11 protein-coding genes and 1 pseudogene are annotated in these 19,400 nt (G+C 52.7%); 5 read left to right on the top strand and 7 right to left on the bottom strand.

Annotated features, from left to right (window positions below):
- Nucleotides 1-19: 19 nt before the first annotated feature.
- Nucleotides 20-127: pseudogene (locus WCS52_00965) on the bottom strand (HU family DNA-binding protein).
- Between the two features lie 105 nt (nucleotides 128-232).
- Between WCS52_00965 and WCS52_00960 the strand changes: the two are divergent.
- The gene (locus tag WCS52_00960; protein MEI6165742.1) at nucleotides 233-1,393 is read left to right on the top strand and encodes a uroporphyrinogen decarboxylase family protein; all 1,161 of its coding nucleotides are present in this window, start codon (nucleotides 233-235) and stop codon (nucleotides 1,391-1,393) included.
- Here the strand turns inward: WCS52_00960 and WCS52_00955 are convergent.
- Nucleotides 1,386-2,687 (bottom strand): Gfo/Idh/MocA family oxidoreductase, encoded by a 1,302-nt coding sequence (locus WCS52_00955; protein MEI6165741.1) that lies wholly within the window; start codon nucleotides 2,685-2,687, stop codon nucleotides 1,386-1,388. The genes WCS52_00960 and WCS52_00955 overlap by 8 nt on opposite strands.
- A gap of 20 nt (nucleotides 2,688-2,707) precedes the next feature.
- Nucleotides 2,708-8,377: a choice-of-anchor Q domain-containing protein gene (locus tag WCS52_00950; protein ID MEI6165740.1), complete on the bottom strand. Its 5,670-nt coding sequence runs from the start codon at nucleotides 8,375-8,377 to the stop codon at nucleotides 2,708-2,710.
- A 248-nt stretch (nucleotides 8,378-8,625) separates the two neighbouring features.
- Here WCS52_00950 and WCS52_00945 point away from each other — a divergent pair, with 248 nt between their 5' ends.
- From WCS52_00945 to WCS52_00930, 4 genes are all read left to right on the top strand, one after another.
- A complete protein-coding gene (locus WCS52_00945; protein ID MEI6165739.1) occupies nucleotides 8,626-9,804 on the top strand; it encodes a DNA-binding transcriptional regulator in 1,179 nt (392 codons plus the stop codon).
- A gap of 218 nt (nucleotides 9,805-10,022) precedes the next feature.
- Nucleotides 10,023-11,429, top strand: a complete 1,407-nt coding sequence (locus WCS52_00940; GenBank protein MEI6165738.1) for an enolase C-terminal domain-like protein — start codon at nucleotides 10,023-10,025, stop codon at nucleotides 11,427-11,429.
- A 3-nt stretch (nucleotides 11,430-11,432) separates the two neighbouring features.
- Complete coding sequence (locus WCS52_00935) at nucleotides 11,433-11,714, top strand: hypothetical protein (GenBank protein MEI6165737.1); 282 nt, start codon at nucleotides 11,433-11,435, stop codon at nucleotides 11,712-11,714.
- Between the two features lie 146 nt (nucleotides 11,715-11,860).
- Nucleotides 11,861-13,081, top strand: coding sequence for a hypothetical protein (locus tag WCS52_00930; protein ID MEI6165736.1), 1,221 nt, complete (start codon nucleotides 11,861-11,863; stop codon nucleotides 13,079-13,081).
- Nucleotides 13,082-13,247: 166 nt separating this feature from the next.
- Here the strand turns inward: WCS52_00930 and WCS52_00925 are convergent, their stop codons facing one another.
- Genes WCS52_00925 through WCS52_00910 form a run of 4 tightly spaced genes read right to left on the bottom strand, consistent with a single transcriptional unit; the run spans nucleotide 13,248 to nucleotide 19,381 of the window.
- A complete protein-coding gene (locus WCS52_00925) occupies nucleotides 13,248-15,035 on the bottom strand; it encodes a hypothetical protein (GenBank protein ID MEI6165735.1) in 1,788 nt (595 codons plus the stop codon).
- An 11-nt stretch (nucleotides 15,036-15,046) separates the two neighbouring features.
- Nucleotides 15,047-17,062 carry a hypothetical protein gene (locus WCS52_00920; GenBank protein ID MEI6165734.1) on the bottom strand — a complete coding sequence of 672 codons (2,016 nt, stop codon included), beginning with the start codon at nucleotides 17,060-17,062 and terminating at the stop codon, nucleotides 15,047-15,049.
- A gap of 10 nt (nucleotides 17,063-17,072) precedes the next feature.
- A complete protein-coding gene (locus WCS52_00915; protein ID MEI6165733.1) occupies nucleotides 17,073-18,581 on the bottom strand; it encodes an MFS transporter in 1,509 nt (502 codons plus the stop codon).
- A complete protein-coding gene (locus WCS52_00910) occupies nucleotides 18,581-19,381 on the bottom strand; it encodes a carbon-nitrogen hydrolase family protein (GenBank protein ID MEI6165732.1) in 801 nt (266 codons plus the stop codon). The genes WCS52_00915 and WCS52_00910 overlap by 1 nt, the downstream gene beginning before the upstream one ends.
- Nucleotides 19,382-19,400: the final 19 nt, after the last annotated feature.

The following is a 19,400-nucleotide window of genomic DNA, read 5'->3' as shown; positions in this document are numbered from 1 at the left end:
CTGAATCATTGAGACTCAATCAGCCCAAGATCGCATCCTTGCAAGCCTTGGCAACGCGGATCTTCACAACGCGCTTGGCCGGGATCTTGATCGTTGCGCCGGTCGCAGGATTGCGGCCCATGCGCGCCGGAGATATTGGTGACGCATATATGCCATTTTAAAAACGCAAATGCTGACTATTCGGAGGACGCCTGATTGAGTTACTCTTTTCCCATTCGAAGGGATCATAATCATGAATAGCCGGGAACGTGTTAATAAAACGATCAACTTTCAGGAACCCGACAGGGTGCCGATCGATCTCGCGGGCACAACTGGAGCATCAGGGATCCATCTGCTTGCCTATGATAAACTGCAACGTTACCTCGGGCTGAATGAAAAGCATGTAAAATGTGACGACCTGATGCAACAGCTGGCAGTTCTCTCGCCAGCCGTGCGGCAACGCCTTCATGTGGATACATTTCCCATCGATCTTAGTTGCGTGTCAAAAAACTGGCATTCATGTTCACTGTATGATGGCATTGATGTTCGAACACCCATCCAACCAGATCTGCAACGGCTCGGAGATGGCAGTTGGTTACTTAAAGATAAAGCAGGACATGAATACCTCAAACCACCTCACTCCTATTATTTCGACGCTCGTGACGGGCAGAGCTGGTACTCATTCGGTATTCCTCTGACAGACGAACTCCTGCAGGATTTGTCAGATTATGCCCATCGACTTTATACCACTACTGATTTAGCCCTCTCGGCCAAATTCGGCGGCGGATTCTTCGGCAATACCCCGGAATTCCTGATGGATCTGGCCACTGAACCGGAACGAATGGATGACCAGAATGCGGCCGCTTGCGACGCCCTGATCGAGCGTTATAAACGGCTCCACCAAGCGATTGGGAGGTACTCTTTCTGCGTCATTTTTGCGGATGACTTTGGCACCCAGAACGCACCGATGATCAGTCCTGATATGTTTCGCGAACGCATGATGCCGCACTACCGTAAATTTTCACAATGGTTGCACGCGAATACCAACTGGAAGCTTTTTCTTCACTGCTGCGGAGCGGTTGAACCCCTGATCGAGTCTTTCATTGAAATGGGCGTGGACATACTGAATCCCATCCAGACATCGGCCAGTGGCATGGATCCCGTATTACTGAAGCAAAAATACGGAGGGCGCATTGTGTTCTGGGGCGGCGGGTGCGACACCCAGCGCGTACTCGGGTTCCGCTCGCCGGATGAAGTGCGTGAGCATGTGAAGGAACGGATCCGCATCTTCGCACCCGGGGGCGGGTTCGTCTTCAACCAAGTCCATGCCATCCAGGCCACCATTGACCCCGAAAGTATTTGCGCGATGTTTGACACCGCTCATGACTTCGGTCAATACACAGACATTACTTAAGCCTCGGAATACGAATCGGCTTCCCGCTCTTTGCTGATCGCCATACGGCCTCGCCTATGGCAACGGCATATCCGCCAGCCCGGCTTCCCGCGACAAGGGCGAGCTCCTTCGAAGCCCGCGAAGGCTTCCCGAAAAGATCCCGCTGAATCTGCAAATCTGCACCACCATGGGCCCCGTCCACCGCAGGAATCTCGACCACCTGCTTGCCGCCAAAAAGCGGATAAAAAACAATCTCATTTTTCTCATCTGCTGACTTTGTATTGCCGGTTGGATCGGGATGGCTGTGATGCGCAATCTCTATCCGTCCTTTTGTCCCGTTAATACCGAGAAGATATCCCTCCCAAGGGGTCGAGAAATTGCAGGAATAGGACATCGAGGCACCGCGCCGGTATTTGACCAACGCCGAATACGTATCCTCAACATCGACCTCCTTGTCATAGATGTACCTTTTTTTATTCGGTGGATACTGCACATCAGCTGACAGTTCATACAAGTCCCACCCGGTACTGGGATTGTTTTCGGGATCTATTTTCCCCGCATAATGTTTCTTGAAATAGGGGCAGTTACGCTTCTCCTCTGTGGAGGGAAGTGGCTTTCCATTTTTCATCGGACGCAAAGCACCCTTGGGTCCGTAATAGTTGAGTGCGCCATATGCATAGACCTCAACAGGATCATCATCAAGCACCCAGTTAATAAAGTCAAAATGGTGGGTACACTTGTGGATGCAGAGTCCACCCGATTTTGCCCGGGACCGGTTCCAGCGGTAAAAATAGCTCGCCCCATGGAATGTATCGAGGTTATAGGTGAACTCCACATTGGTGATTTTGCCGAGTATCCCGGATTGGATCATCCTTTTCAGTTTCTGATGTGTCGGCGTGTACCTCATATTGAACGCCACTCGAATACGTTTCCCGCTTTTTCTCTCGGCAGCGATCACTTTCCGCATCTGCTCCTGATTAATTACCATCGGCTTCTCTACAATCACATCGCAGCCAGCCAACAGCCCTTTGACCGTATATTCACAGTGCGAGTAATCCTGGCTCACCACCAAAATCACATCCGGCTTCTGATCCCTGATCATCGCCTGAAAACCTTTAGGCAGATAAAACGGAACATCCACCCCCGCTTTCCGGCAAAACTCCTTCACACGTTTCCTGTCGATATCGAGGATTGCAACCAGTTCCGAATTTTTATTGAAATTCGGACCTCCCGGGTGATTCTTTCCCAAAATTGGCAGCAGGAAATGATAGACCCCTCTAAGACTTAGCCCACAAATTGCATATCGTGTTTTCATTTATCCTCTTTGTTTTTCAATCACGGCACTCCAATTCGATAGAAACAGGATCCCGACCCAACAGTATTGGTGTCATTGTACGTTGTCGTATTGGCCTGGCCCATAATATTTGATACCAGACACATGAACGGAGGTACGGCCAATAGATTGGTACTGCGGTCGACACTATAGAGTTTTCCCGCAACACTATCCCACCGGATCATCATTCCTGTCGAGCTGGCTGGAAAGGTCATGGCATCGACCCGGAAACAGGAAAGCGGGTTCGTAGGATCTAAACCAGCACGGAAATCCTGCAAAACACTCAAGCCGTTACCATTCAGGTCGGCCGAAGGGTCGACGTTAGTCGTTCCGAAATAAAACAAACACCACGCTGGATCCAATCCGGCGCCATCCGTCACACGCATCACCGTGGCGGTCGTTCCCATCAGACCGTTGTTGTCAGTCACCGATAATCCGACATTATACGTACCGGTCGACGCATAAAAGTGGCTTGCCGTCAGCCCGGTAGCAGTACCGGCATCACCAAAGGTCCAGGCATAGGAGACGATGGTGCCACTCAAATCATATGAGTTTGTGGCTGAAACCTGAATGGCGAGTGGTACCACTCCGACACCAGCCAGGGGCGTCATGGTAAAAGAGGCCACTGGCGCATTGGTCTGCTGGATGAACTCCATATAATTGAACGAGGCGCCATCCGTGTCATACACCAATCGCAGGATATGCTGCCCGGCGCTGAGATACACATTGCTCACCGTAGCCATTGCCCACGAATCCACTGCCAACGCCACATTGGTGCCCAGTACAATGGGACCCGTCACGTTGACGCCGTCCTGTTCAATATGGACAATACCGCCTTTGACGGCATTGCCGGTGCCGGCAAAGTTACCGTATGGCAGTTTCAGCGTATAGAGTGAATTGGCTGCAATGTTCACCGTGTAACGCAACCAGGTATTGGATGGTGCCGCATAGAGGATAACCGCTGCACCTAACGTCGGGTAATTCCCCAGCGTATTGGTCGTCGTGCTGTTCCAATAGAAACCCGTATCACCACGAAAATTGCTGTTTCCGGCCGCGTAAAACGTGTTGTCAAGATAACAACCGTGATACGCCACACCTTCTCCGCCATTGTCAAAATACTGCATGCGCACGACACCAGGGACGTTATTGGTGGCAAAAGGCGTTTCTGTTGGACTGACAAACGTATAATCGCCGTTGGTGCTACTGATCCCGACAGGAGATGTCAGGATCAGGCGGTAGTGGTATGTCGTGCCGCTATCGACCATGGGAAAGAGGATGCGTTGTTGCCGGTAGAAACCTTCCAATGTGATCGGCGGGTTCGTGTAGTTTGTGTCTTTCCCCCATTGCACCACGGCATTGACGACCATCGGTAGATTCGTCGTGCTGTTGACCATGATAGTCACGGCAACACCCGCTGCGCCCATGGACGAAACGAAGGGATATCCCGAGGCAAGTGAGGGAACTTGCGTGTCATACACCAACGACTTGCCCGGCCGGAGCGGCGTGTAAAGCGGATCACCGATCTGGAATCCCTCCCAACCGAGATACGGATCGGCATAGGCAGACGCTTCCCCCCAACTATACCCTTTGAGCATGAAATAAATGAGCACGTTCGGCATCGGATTTCCGATGGTATAGGGTTCATTCAGGACCCCGGCCACACAGGAAGCGCCATGCTGCAGAGCTTGTGTACCAAACGCGAGACAATAACGGCCTGTCTGCCGGAAAGTGGGATAGAGCAACGAATAGCTATCCAAGTCGCTGGCGATGGAGCCCGGCAACCAGCCCCAGACATCATTGTAGGTATTCGGAGAGTACCACCCGCCATACATAAAGGCCCGGGGCGCACTGGCCGCACTGGTACCGTCATTCTTGAAGATAAGGTTTGTCGCCGACCCGATTACGGGCTCAGTGTCTTCCCATTTCAGTTGCATTCCAGACGGTCCGACATAATGTTCCGCCCAAGCAATGTTCACATCAACATCGTTATATCCACTATACACACCATTAACGACGGAAGAATTTGTTGCTAACCAAGCATCTGTGTAGCCACCTGTCACCGCCCGTCCTTCGGAGTCCACATAGATATTTCCAGAAGCTGGCCCGCCACCGGGACCGGCAAATGCGCCGTTTGTTGGATAGGCGTAACGTTCGGCATATAATGCCTCATCAACATAATCTTTCACCCGGAGCACCCCACCAGGACCATCCAGTCGGCCCACCAAATACATGTTCGTGCCCAAACTGGGCTGGGAGATCTGACTGGGAATAAAATGGCTTGGATCAGGGACAAAGCCCGGGTTTGGCTGAACGATTGGATTATCAATACTCATCCAGGAAAAGAAGTTCCAAGTCGTCTGATTCCAGTGGTTTGGAATCATCATCGCGGTATCCAGACTACCGACATACGGCATTCCAGATGGATTGATTCCCCACGGCGTCATATAGGAAAAGACCAGGATGGCAATATTGGTCTGACCCAGTGCCACCAACTTATTCTGAACCGGCCTGACAATCTCACTCAGAAAAGAGCTGGCATTCGTGTAGAATGTCGTCGTACTGCAATTCATCCCCAGCAAGTTGTTTGTTGGAATTCCGCGTTGCGCCATATAGTACTGCGCCACCTCCAGTGAATCCTGCACTCCGTTGGTATTCTCATCACCGGAATAGCTAGCGTTGTAAAGCACCAGCACTTGCGCTGGTCCCGGAGGCTGCGTAGGCGTCACATTCAGTGTACAGGTCGCTACCGTCGAGGTAGCCATGCCATCGGTTACCTGCCAGGTGAAACTATCCGTACCGCTAAAACTATTATTGGGTACGTACTTGAAACTTCCGTTTGTCTGAAAACTGTTCGTCAGCAGTGTCCCGGAGGTGGTCGTGGAAATGAGCATAACCCTCTGCGTCTGACCACAGGACACATCCGGATCCGTGTAGGACACCTGAAAAACCGCTGAGGTCCTCCCCGGGTCTACCTGAATCGATTGATCGAATGCGATGGGAACGGTATTGGAAACGACCGTCACAGTGCAGGTCGCAATCCGGGACCAAAGCCCGAGATACCCGAGCTGGAAGGTAAACATGTCAGTCCCGACAAAGCCGGGGTTCGGTGTGTATTGGCCACTATTTTTATAAAAGAAGCTGGGAGTGCTGAGCGCTGACCCATTCGCAGGCGGATTCACAATCTGAACTGAAAGATAGATACTGGCGATCTCCACATCCGTACCGTTGAAAGCCATGCTCACCGGTGTACTTTGCACGGCGTTCACGAAGGTATTATACGCGACCGGCCCCGCAAAAAAGATGGAAAGGTTCGACTGCGTGGCATTCGTCACCATGGCGACAGGAATATTGACAAAGGCGCTGGCTTGGAACGCGAAGGTCAGGTTGGTAACATTGTTGGTACTGGCGTCCGCCAGCGCCGTCCCGGAGAAGGCGGCGGCCAGATGGGTGTCGTCCACGCGAATGATTACCGCCGCCAAGCCGGACGGTACATTTGTCACCACTACCCAACCGGCGCCCACAAAATCTTGGCCGTTCGTGCCGGCCAGCACACCACCGGAAAGCGCAATCGTGTTTGTCGTCACAATCACACCGCTGAGGTTGGGAACAAACCCTCCATCATTCGTCAGGAATGCATGCGCTCCGTAGAAAATCATCCCGCTATAGTTGAGGGCTGCACTCAGGGTCGGGTCCACAAACGAGACGCATAGATTATTCACTGTGGAATTCGTAATCGAGAGAGCACTTCCGCCAAGGAATGCGGTGTCCTGAAAGGCCAGTCCGAGATTCGTAATACTATTCATGCCATCGTTCGCGCTCGCCTTGCCAGTGAGGCTCACTTGGGCACTCATGCCGCTCGCACGCCTAACTACGGCTGTTAACCCCGCCGGCACATTGGAGACCGCGACTAATCCTGCCGCCACAAAGTCCTCGCCATTCGTACCGGTGAACGTATCGTTGCCAGTCAGCACAACTTGCACCGGCAAACTGTTATTAATCCGGCCATCGTTCCAGTTGGCATCCTCGTTGAAATTCGTCGAACTGTAGGTCAGCGCTCCGAACGGAATGTCATAAAACTGAATCACCAAGTTGCTGATGCTGGCATTATTTTCCAAAGCCGCAGATCCCAGATTAAAGGCCGCATCCTGGAAGGTGATGCCCAGATTAGTGATTGAGTTGAACGCCACATGTTGAGTCGCATTTCCAAGCAAGGTAACCACCGCCATAGCGCCACTGTTGCTGCGTACAATCGACGCCGTCAATCCTGATGGAAGATTGGACACCAGCACGTTGTTCGTCAACTGACTCCCATCAACTCCGGTGAAGGTATCCCCTCGAATGGTGATGACTAGTGGACTGGAGTTGTCAATAGCCCCATTGTTATCCGGCATTTTCTCTACAAATAACGACTTATTATAACTCAAGAGACCGGTTCCAAACTCGTAGGCGCCGATGTCCGCCGTCGCCCCACGGACTCGAGGAAAGCCCGCCCCCCGTTGATCCCAACTCAAGCCCAGCGGATTTGAGCCATGATTAATTGCCGGGCTATTGGTGGCCAGCGCCAGTGTGGGTGTCAGCCCGCCGTTATACGCCAATGGTTGCAACAGAGGATTACTAGCCGTGAGGCAGTTGTTTTTTGTGATACCGCTTGCAAGCCCCTGTATCAGGCAAGAGGAGAGGATATTGCTACTGACCGGAGCTACAGCGTAAATTTCATACGGGGCATTGCCAGCGATAATCGTACTGTAGATATTCAAATATCCGCTACCGGTACTGCCGCCATAACTGACTGCCCCGGAATATGCATAACCCGCCACGTTCGAGGCAAACGTGCAATTGTAGAGGTTTATTACTTCAGTGCCGTTCGGAAGGTTAATCGCGCCACCACGCCCACTACTACTGGCGTTATTACTGCAACTATTCCCGAAAAAAGTGGAATTACGCATCGTGAGGTCACGCAGTGATGAAGTTTGAATGGCGCCACCACTGGCAACCGTGGCGGCACCGTAGGCATTTGCCGAATTTGAGATGAAACTGCAACTGTCAATCGTGACAGAACAGCCTGCCCAGATCGCACCGCCACCGCCGACCGCACCAGTTGTATTGGTCCCCGACGCTGAATTATTGACGAACACACAATTGAAGAGGCTTAATGCCGTATATGAGGGATCGGAGGCCTGGGGCTGGGCAATCGCACCACCGCCTACAAAATATCCACCTTTGGCAAATGCATCGTTCATGGTGAAAACGCAGTTTTGCACCGTAACCGTACCCGCCGAGTTGAGGATAGCGCCACCACCATAACCCGTGCCGGCGGCAATATACCCATACTGGAGGGTCATATTCTGGATATTCAACGTCTTCGCGGCATTGTTCAGTTGAAATATCCGACTACTCGCATTGCTGCGCGAGGCGGCCCCTTGCAGAATCGTATCGGTCATTCCCTGTCCCTGGATGGTGAGGGACTTGGTCACGACGATTCCGCACTCCGTCCAGAGGTTGGTATTGAGCAAGATGGTATCGCCGTCCGTTGCCGAGTTCACGGCATTGGATATGGTCGCGAAATCACCGGGAACGTTCCATGTTGTTCCCAAAGCAGCAGGTTTCACAACCAACAGCGATACCAAAAGCACAAACCCAATGATATATCCGTTCGCCAAATAATGTCTCATGTATGTCCTTATTGATATCACCATGATGGCGCAAGCTGGCTGCAACCACCATACCTTGATTGCGTTTTTGATATATAACTATTGCGCACAGACTCCATCTATTAGCCTCAGGCATCGCCATTAATGCACATATCATAACCCTTTTTTGCGACCTAATTGACCTCATCAGTCACATCCCGGGCATACTTAAAAATCAGAGTACGTATGATTCATTTGCGCACGCCCAACAACCGTGCTAAATTTTCTCCGTGAAAACAAAACGCATTATTCTTGCTGTTTTGACCAGTGGTGGCTACGGGCGCGAGGTGGTGGAAGGGATTCAGGACTATGCACACAGTCACGCCCCGCACTGGGAGTTCTATTTCGAAGGAGCCTGCAACCATCCCTCGGTTCAAACCTATCTGCGCCTCGCCGTAACGGACTGGCATGCCCATGGCATCATCGGACAATTGATGCACGGCAATCTCCCGACACTGGTTCATAAACACCGATTACCCGCGGTCAATGTAAGTTCGTCCATTCCAACCACCATTCCCAGTGTGGTGCCCCATGCCGGCATGATTGGAACCTTGGCCGCACGCTACTTTCTGGATCGCGGGCTACGCAACCTGGCTTTCATCGGCCGCAACGCCTGCATGTACGCAACCCAACAGCAAGCGACCTTCCAAGCCGCAGGAACGGCCGCCGGAGTCTCCTGTCATCTCATGCCGGAATATAGCCGTCAGCAAACGTGGGTTGAAGAATTCAAACGCATAGTAACCTGGTTGCGCAAGCTCCCGCGACCACTGGGTGTCTTCGCCTGCGATGACCGGCGCGGTCGTGACGTCCTGCAAGCCTGCCACACGCTCGGAGTGAGAGTACCGGATGATATCGCCGTCCTTGGATCCGATAACGACGAGACATCCTGCCTGTTGAGTGCGCCACCGCTCTCCAGCGTCATTCTTCAGGGGCGGAACATCGGTTTCCAGGCGGCGGAACTGCTGGACCATCTGATGCGTGGTGAAGCCCGCCCCAAACGCCCTATTCTTGTCGCACCATCAGGCATCGTCACACGCCGATCCACTGACATTGTTGCCAGCGATGATCCCAACACCACCGCAGCGCTTCGATTCATTCATGATCAGGCACACCGCCCCATCACGGTTCACGATGTGCTGGCAGCAGCCCCCCAGTCACGCCGGGCGATGGAACGCCGATTCCGCCTGTCGTTGGGTCGAACCCCAAAAGAGGAAATCCGGCGGGTCCACCTGGAGCGCGCTAAATTCCTTCTGTCCCAGACGGATCACAAGATCCAGAACCTGGCCGCCGAAGCCGGATATTCCCGCTACTCCCTTTTCGTGAAGGAGTTCCATGCCCACACCGGCATGACACCGAGCGCGTTTCGAGCTCAACTCCGTACCGCCTCCCGTCTCATCGTTAAAGGGTAGTTGCCACCCTTTAGGAAGATCCCTTCAGCACTAGCGGCGAAGGCGAATGGTACTGCAATTATCGGGTCAGTCGGTGCACCTCTTTGCCCGGGGCTCTTTCCTGATCATGCGCAAATCCGTTACATCAAATACGCATATCATGTCTATGATCCCCGCTTGTCATTTGCATAGAATAGTGCCGAGATCATCAGTAATTGACCAACATGGAGCAGAAACCAATGACAGCATCCCTTCCCTATGTCTCTGGAGTGACTTTGTTCTTCCTCCCTGTACAAACAAGGGTCCCGCTCAAATTCGGGACAGAGACGCTGACCTCTGTGACCTGTGCCCGCGTACGAATGACTTTGGATGCAGGGGGAAAACAAAAAGCGGAAGGCTGGGGAGAAACGCCTCTCAGCGTGCAATGGGTCTGGCCGAGTTCACTTCCCTACGAAACCAGACATGTCGCTTTGCAGATGTTTTGCCAACAACTGGTGCATGCCTGGGCGACAATAGCGAAAGTGCGTCATCCATTGGAGGCGGGTCATTCTTTCCTCGAAACCACCCTGCCCTCTGAACTCGCCCTATTCAATAGCCAGTATCCCGATCGCGAACCCATGCCCTGGCTTGCAGCATTAGTCTGCTGCTCGGCCTTTGATATCGCCCTCCACGATGCGTATGCCAATCTCAAGGGCGTCAAGGTCTATGACCTTTATGGTTCGGACAGACTCCCGACTGATCTAACCGCATTTCTTACACCTGCTGAGAATAGCAGCGTTTCTTTCGAAGGACGTTTCCCATCAGATTTCCTGAATGCGAAACGCCCGGACTTTTTGCCTGCATGGCACCTCGTAGGTGGCAAGGATCTCATCGACCCTTCGGAACTGACAGGCAGCGAACCTGATGACGGTTATCCGGTTCTGCTACGTGACTGGATCAGGCGTGATGGGTTGACTTGTCTGAAAATAAAACTCCGCGGCAATGACGCCGAATGGGATTATCAACGCACGGCAACCGTCGGACGGATCGCCTCCGAAGAAGGGGCCCTCTGGCTTTCATGCGATTTCAACTGCACTGTAACCGATCCCGGATATGTTAACACCATCCTTGACCGGCTGCTGCGCGACGAACCGAGAACGTACGGTATGATCCTTTACGTTGAACAACCGTTCCCATACGACCTGGAAGCCAATCGCATTGACGTGCACAGCGTTTCCGCCAGAAAACCACTGTTCATGGATGAAAGCTGTCACGATTGGAAACTGGTACGACTGGGGCGCGAACTAGGCTGGACGGGAGTGGCGCTCAAAACCTGCAAAACCCAAACTGGCGCCCTGTTAAGCCTTTGCTGGGCGAAGGCTCATGGCATGACGTTAATGGTACAAGACTTAACAAACCCCATGCTCGCGCAGATCCCGCACTGCCTGCTCAGCGCTCATGCCGGCACCATCATGGGTGTCGAGACCAATGCCATGCAATTCTATCCTGAGGCGTCCTCTTACGAGGCCCGTGTTCATCCCGGACTGTACCGGAGAAACAAAGGCCAGGTGGATCTGAGCACACTTTCGGGGACTGGTTTCGGGTACCGACTTGCAGAAATCGCCCGCCCGTTGCCACCGCCCACAGTTCTGCTAGAAGGGAGATGATCGATGTGCTTGTTCATGATCAGTGCGTTGGTGTTGTTTCTGGTGGTCGGCGGGGCGGTGCTCGCCCTCGGGAAGAAGGCGAAGTCCGTCCGGGTCAGCGAACTGTGGAAGCTCTTCTTTGGACTCATTCTCATCACTGCCAGCCGCGGGATTACCACTGCTGATGCGTCACTGAGACTGCCGAAGTTCGGAATGCTGGCCGTCGGAACCATCCTGATCGTCTGGTTCATCGCGGCGATCCTGAAGCAATGGAGGATCCGGACCGCAAAACAACCTCCTGTATGATATTCTCGTTCCGCTCGAAATCATGAGGCGGGACGTTGATATTTAATGAAACAATGCGAGATCGGTTACCCGTGTTAGTACTCAATGGGCAGTAAAAGAACAAAATCTATCGCCATATATAACAATTCAGGGAAAGACTCCCCTTTATGAATTATTCTGATCAAGATCGATATTGGATTCGTGAACTCGCCACACGCGTTACCGAAGCCGCTCACCGCCCGGAAATGAATGCCATTAGAAAACGCTGGAAGGATGTCAACGCACTCAGGAAACCCGACCGCGCCCCGGTCTGGTGCAAACCCATTGGCGCCTGGGATGAAATTATTCCTGATTCAACGCTCCGCTGCAACCATCTCTGGCTCCGGTTGATTGAGCGCCATTTTCTCCAGATCCTCCACAAAGTGGAGATCGGCGACGATACCACCATTTCGCCTGTTTTCGACATTCCTGCCATCCTCAACGTTTCGCCCACAAACATCTGGGGAGTAGACATTCATCATCACCCTTCCCAGATCAAGGGAGGCGCCTGGGGCTTCAACCCGCCCCTACAAACTGAAGACGATTTCGATAAACTTGTCATACCTGAATGGAGTTTTGACAAAGCGGCTTCCGAACGGGCCATAGAGCAGGCGCAGACACTACTTAGCAACACCATGCCTATCCGCCTGTACTGCGGCCCCGGTTATGACAGCGCCACCCTATCAAACACAGCTGCAGAATTGAGGGGACTGGAACAAATCATGATCGACATGCTCGACCAACCTGAACTTATGCACAGGCTCATGCGCCATATGCGAGACGCCCGACTTAAATTATTGGAATTCTGGGAGCAAACTGGGCTTATCACCCCGAATACGGAGGAACCTATGCTCTGCTCGGATCCCATTGGTGAGTTGCGCCATGGCCGTGCCTCACTTGCCAATTGCTGGTGCGCTGGCAACAGTCAGGAATTTGATATGGCTTCCCCGGAAATGTGGGAAGAGTTCTGCCTGGAGTACCAGAAACCCATTTTCGCCCGATTCGGCTTCTCCTGCTACGGTTGTTGTGAAAATCTCGGCCGTAAAATTCCCGGTGTGCTTACCATACCTAACTTGAGAATTTTCGTCTGCAGCGCTTGGACTACCTTGAAGGTGGCGCTGGATCTTGTTCCCGAAAAATACTGCATCATGTGGCGGCAAAAAGCCTCTGACGTCGTCTTCCCTCATGATGAAATCTCCATCCGGGAAGAGCTGCTTGATGGCGCGAAACGTCTCCAGGGACGCCCATACCAGATCGTCTTGCGTGAACTCCAAACCCTCGCAGGTCACCCGGATCGACTTCACCGCTGGACCCGGTTGGCCATCGATGCTGCAGAGCAATACGCGTAGGGCTCCTGCGTAAAGCGTTATGCAACATACTTCACCGGACCATCATGAGCATGCCGCGGACCGGCATTCGCCAGTCTCCGCTGACACAACCGTACGTGGCCGGAAAGCAATCAGCAGTAAAATAGTTGTAACCCGTGGCATGTCAAGGTGTCTTGCATCCGGCAGTTCATTGCGGGCGAGTCCCGAGAAGACGCCATTGCGTATTAAACGCCCTGCGTATCGCAGCGTATTGTGCATCCGTCATCTCTTCGATATACGGACGGCAAAACGGGCGTTTGTGCCATACATACTGCGCATGGTAAAGGCAGGGGATGCCGCAGGTCAGTTGCGCTTGCATGATGTCAATCCAGTTTTCACGCAGGTCATACCAGAAGGCGTGATCCGTATCAATCGGGCAACCCGGCATCGCAATTGACAACAAACGGGCACGATGACGCATGGTATCCTCTGGCGAGGATTTAATACTGAACTGGTCAGCCGTACGGACGACGTCGCTTAGATCCGCAAGGTAGGGATTGGCAAAGAATGTTCCGACCAAGGCCTCCGGTTTGCAGGCCTTGGCCTCATCATAAACAATCCGCAGATAACAGCGCTGCAGCTCCAAGCCCCAAATATTCCCGGTGTTTCGGAGACCTGGGCCAAGCGGGCAATTCATCTGGCCATCGATTTTGAGACCGTCCGCGTTATAGCCCTCAGGCGCGTCAGTCAGTAAGCGTCGAACCATGGCGCGCAGGCGTCGTTCATGTTTTGGGTTGGTGGGGTCTGGCGCTACGGGTGTCCCGTCCTGGCGTGTAATGCATTCGTCATCCGGCACCCCATCGCGATTCCAGGCGCACATCCACAGGTGTGTCCGGATTCCCTCCTCCCGTCGAGCCTCAATCCAACCTCGCAGGTCCGGCCAGCGCGTTTCGTTCACCAACAAGTCGCCCGTAGTGCCGGGTTGCTCCCAACCTGCATCAATGATAATCTGCCCGGGTCGAATGCGGTGACGGCGCAGAATGTGAAGCCAGTGATCATGCAATTTCTGTGTGCAATAGGCGTTGAAGGCAATCCCCTCAACATTACCATGCTCACGATAGCCCAAACTCATCTGATCACCCCAGCCACAAAAAATCGGAGAGCGCCACCAGGTTGGGATATTTTTATGCCGTCGGGGTAACGACAGTCCATAGTGCCGCTTGAGCATTCCAACATACTTGGTCAGGCCTTCATACGGGTCACGTGCCGCACCTAAAACGATATGTGGAGATTCCCAAGAGCCGTCTACCAGCAGTTTTCCGTTATAATTGCAGGCAAAACCACCAGCACCGTAAATACGTTTGGTGGTATTCTCGTTATAGCTGAATGTTTCAAAAGTATACTTGCCGGGTCGCACTCCAAGGCCCGCCCACAGCCAGAAATTGTCACTACGATCGTTGAGACAAAAACAGAAAGGAGCACTCGCGAGTCCAGACCCCCAGTACATCTGGTCATCGCCGGAGGTGATAATTGATGTATCACCCGCAAAGTGAAACACCTTACCCATGAAATTGACCGCCGGACTGAACACAGTATCGAACCCCGGTACCACACCCAGTTCCTGCTCCACCGTCGTTGGATCATCCATCCAGGATCTAAAAAAATTGACGTGCCCGACTGGGCCACGGCCAAAAACGCGGTAATAGTGCACAATACGGTCTGGATGAAACTCGTAGGTGTATTCCTTACGCTCCCACAAATCGCTTGTCTCCGTATAAGTCAAGATTGTGGTGTTACCGCGGCGTGTGACACAGAACTTTGAGAGCGCTTGATGAACATCGCGCTTTCCCGGCTGGTCGCACGCTGAAACTAACGGGACATAAAGATGAAACCGGGAGCGACGCGCCGAAATTTTCAACAGCGACGCGCTGGCATGAAGACTCACCGTATACCACCGTCCCCGGACATTTTTAAAAGCCTTTAATACTGCACCCATTTGAAATCCTCTCAAAATTTCATCGTTACAGTTGGAGCCAGCTCAAGCACGATACTCTTCATCAGCGGCGCAGCAGCACAAGTAATGGCATAGGTCTCCTGCGGCGTTTTGGCAATGTGGATGTCCTGTTTGCCCACACCGTTCTCTTCCCACACATAGGTGATCTTCACAGGGCGGAAGCCGCCATGTGGTTCGACGTAGTCGACATCCACACGCAAATTAAAAATGCAGGCGGTGTTATTCTGATACCCGCTCAACCGCAGTAACGCCTTATGGACGTCCTTCGGCACCGTTTCAAAAATCACGTATCGCTCGTTGGCAGGCTGCCCCTTGTCGAATTTTGCAACAGACTGCCATGTCTTTCCGGCATCAAATGAAAGATCCGCATCATAGCCGTCTTTGCCCTTCAGGTCGCGGGCGCGGTAGTGCATACTCATTCGAACTCGTTTCATATCTCCCGGGGAGGTCAGCGAAAAAGTTGCGGTACCCAGACCGGTCTCACCCACAGCCAAATACTTGGCCTTTAAGCCTTCAACCACCGGATGAAAGTCGGTATAAGCAAGCTGCTGATGCTGTTGTGCCTGTTCTATGTCCATGTTGCCTTCATAGGTAATCGTGCCTTCTTCAGGATCAGTTGAAAAAGTGATGGCATTGCGTCCGACGGTTAGCGCAGGCAGTGGCGTCTGGGCATGCTGAATGCGCTGACTGATACGCAGAACGTCGAGACCGGCTATGCCAGTGAAGGTGAATTTGAGGCGGTAGTCATAAAAGCGCCGAATATACTTGCTCAGGTCTATTTCGACCGGCGCCGCAAGTGTCGAATTGTATACCGCCAACTCTTCCCAGTCCAACCCCTGATTGCGACTGACGGACAGGGTCACCGCACCTTTGGTAACCACCGGTCGCAAAGAGATGGTACCGCCAAGGTAAACATAACTGCTGGGCATGCGAATAACCATCACCCCGGACTTGGCGGCATCGACGGTAGTCAACGCCGGCGATTTACCGACCTTGAGGTTCTCAAATTGCAGGCAAGCTGCAGGCAGTCCCTCGCTGGTCAGCGGCACATCATATTCATGCGTGCCGTTGCCGATACGGCCTGGGGCGATGTCGCCCCATTTTGCCTGAAGGCCAAGTGGACCACGATTATTACCCAGAAGGCCCGGATTGCCCTCGGGGGCATTAATGTGGTCGCCCTTGTCAAACCAGTTGCGCGTGATCCGCTCACCGGGACGCAGCTGAATGTTGAGCTGGTACCCCATCATGCCACCGTAATCAAAAACCTTGGCTTTCTCATCGGACCAATCATATTCCTGCATGTTTGACCACCAGCCATGCCATCCTGCCGGGTTGATTCCGTTGGCATCGTAAAAGGTACTACCCGCCAAAAGCGCCGGACCGTGCTTCCATCCTTCATTCGCTGAAAAAGCACGCAGTTTGGCACCGTTACCGCGCAGCTCCTTTGCCTCCCCGGGGTTCTGGTCGAACCAGCCCCGTACGTCATGGCGAACATCGTCCACACTGGCAATCGAGCCGTCTCCCTTCAGGAAGTAGTTCATCAACGAACCATCAATCAGATGCCAGGCACCCCCATAAAACACCTCCGGCACACTATGTGCATTGATGATACGCCCACGCGCTTCAAACCCGAGGTAACGCGCCAACGATTCACAGCAGGCCGAGGCGCAACAGCATTGGCCATAACCGTAAACATGGATAGTCTTGAAGATGTCATGCATATCACCAAGATACTCGTTTGGCGGAACGGTCTGATGACGGTACTTCACCACCGTTTTCCAGATAGCCAGCGTTTTTTCCTGATCGCTCATCCCCTGCTTGATGTACGTCTTACGCCAATCCTCGGGACTGGAGACGTCCTCAACCTTATCGGAAAGCACTTTAATGTGACTCACCACGACAGGGAGTTCCGCCCCATACCCAACGAATGGGGTTCCTGATATTGCGAACACCCCTGCGGCCAGAGCAGATCGCATCACTTTTTGCCTAAAAATATCCTTTGTTTTCATCAATTTATCCTCAAGTGGCTTCAACATGAGCCTTGTTGTTAGATTGATCAGAGTTATCAAATGATTGACCAACAGGTGGTGGCCGAAAACTCTCCTTGCCCCCCAATCGCTGCCACTCACGGTAAAGGACAAGGTAACATCCCAGGGCCAAGGCCTGGAACAGAGTGCTCCAGACAAACGCGAAGCGCAGGGCATAACTTCCGAAATGATTCTCCAGGGTACGCATCAGCCAGCCGGCCAGCAGTCCGCCAATAAACTGGCCCAGGATCATGCGCAACATCGATTGCGCAGCACAGAACTGACCATAGCGGTCACGCGGCAAAAGCGACATGGGTAACGCACTGTCAGCCACACTGAACAGCACCAACACCGGCAGGTTGAGCAAACTGCGACCGACCTCAACACCCATATAAAACATCGGACTGCGCCCGGGCATGAGGAACAACCAGGCAATCAACGAGGTGGCCACCTGCAGACTCAAGGCAAAGATCATCAGCGGCAAAGGACGATACCGGGAACCGTATTTGGCCGTCAACAAGGCGAGAATAAGGCCTATGAAACCGGTTCCCGCACCAATTTTACCCAGCAACATCAGATCCATCCCTACATCTTTGCGCATGGGGTTCATGAAGATACCCATCTGAAAGCTCATCCACATTGCCACGCAGGTGATGAAATAAATCACATAAAAGCGATGACTGAAGCACTCCATAAAGAGTGTCCGCATGGTGTTGCCAGTACGTGCCCAGAACCCTTCGCCTTCCCCCAGGGGAGGTGGTGGCGGGTATTCAGGCTCCTTGATATTCAGCAATGCGAGCGTGGCCGCAACCATATAAAAAATGGCCGTTCCTATCAGAATAAGCTTGGGGTACCAGAAATTCGTGGCGTGGAATTCAAAAAACCTCAGGTTGATGTTCAGAGGCCCCCAATAAGTTAAATACCCGTAAATAAACCAGCTAAAAACCATCTGGGCCAGTGTATAAGCGGCGCGCATATAGGCGGTGAACTTGATGAAATGGGACTCCGGCACGACATCGTTGAACAAAAAATAGAAAGTCGTACCGAGAAAGACATTGGAAACCGTGAAAACCAAAAACAAACTGCCGAACGTCCAGACGGTGACACTATCCACAGAGTGGCCCGGCAGAAACATATTCTGAATCCACGCGGCGATTTCATTGCCAAACGCCAAAAAAACGAGGCTGATGCAGGCTACCGGCGCTCCATAGAGCAAGAACGGAATACGACGCCCACGAGGCCCGCGGTGCCGATCGGATTTGATACTGATAATCGGAGCAAGAATGAAGTTAATGATGGCCGGCAAAATGGACATGAAAAGGGTAAAGAGAAAAGCATCCGCCTTGAGATCGTTCTTAAGACGGAACTGCAAAACAGGAGGAATGACCATCTCCATCAGCTGAAAACAGAAATCAAACCAAATCAGCCATAAGAATAGCGATAATAGCCCCCGTTTCGTATAGACAAGGTTGCCAACACGGTAGTTAGGAGTGGCATCCATTACAGGGCTTTCACCAATTTCCTGTATAGTGATGGGCGGCGCCCCTTGATCAACACACGCCGTTCCTTGAGTCGAGGGTGATTTAAATCAATCACCGCAGTGGCAATGCCCGGGCGATTACCGGTGTTGGCCAGAATGCAGCCATCGGGCGCGATAATGGCACTTTGCCCCGGATGACCGGCCTTGACCGGCATGCAGAAATTAGCCCCCGCAAAAAATATGGTATTAGCCAATGCCTGTCCTCGCATAAAGGCAAGCTGGTAGTCGGCCGTATTCCCCCACATGGTTGGCCAGCACAATAACTCCGCCCCCTTGAGCGCATAGGTTCGCGCCAATTCGGGAAAATTGAGATCATAGCAGATAGCCACAGCGACCCGCCCGAAATCCAATTCAAAAACAGACGTCTCATTTCCGGCCGTAAAAATGGAGGCTTCCCCGGGCGGCGGCAAGTGTGTTTTGCGATATTTTCCCACCAGAACGCCCCGGCGGTCGAAGATTGCCGCCGTATTATACAGATGAGCCCCATCACGTTCAAAAATGGGCGCGACAACATTCATGGAATACCGCCGGGCATAGGTCGCAACAAATTCAGCGATCTCCCCGCCCGGCAAGGCCTCACAGATTTGCCTGTAGGAAGCACATGTACCGATAAACGTCTGTTTCAGGCCTTTTGTTGCAAAACCTTCAGGAAGTAGTACCAGATCGGATTTGGCCTCACCCGCCCGTTGAAGCCATCGCCCGGCATGTTCCAGATTGCGCGTTTTCTCAAGCGGATGAGCCCGACTGAGAATTGTCGGCAAGATTAAGCTTGTGGTTGTG

The organism is bacterium (assembly GCA_037128595.1).
GTDB lineage: Bacteria > Verrucomicrobiota > Kiritimatiellia > CAIKKV01 > CAITUY01 > JAABPW01.
The sequence above is the reverse complement of the archived record's forward strand: the minus strand, read 5'-3'. Positions and strand labels throughout refer to the sequence as shown.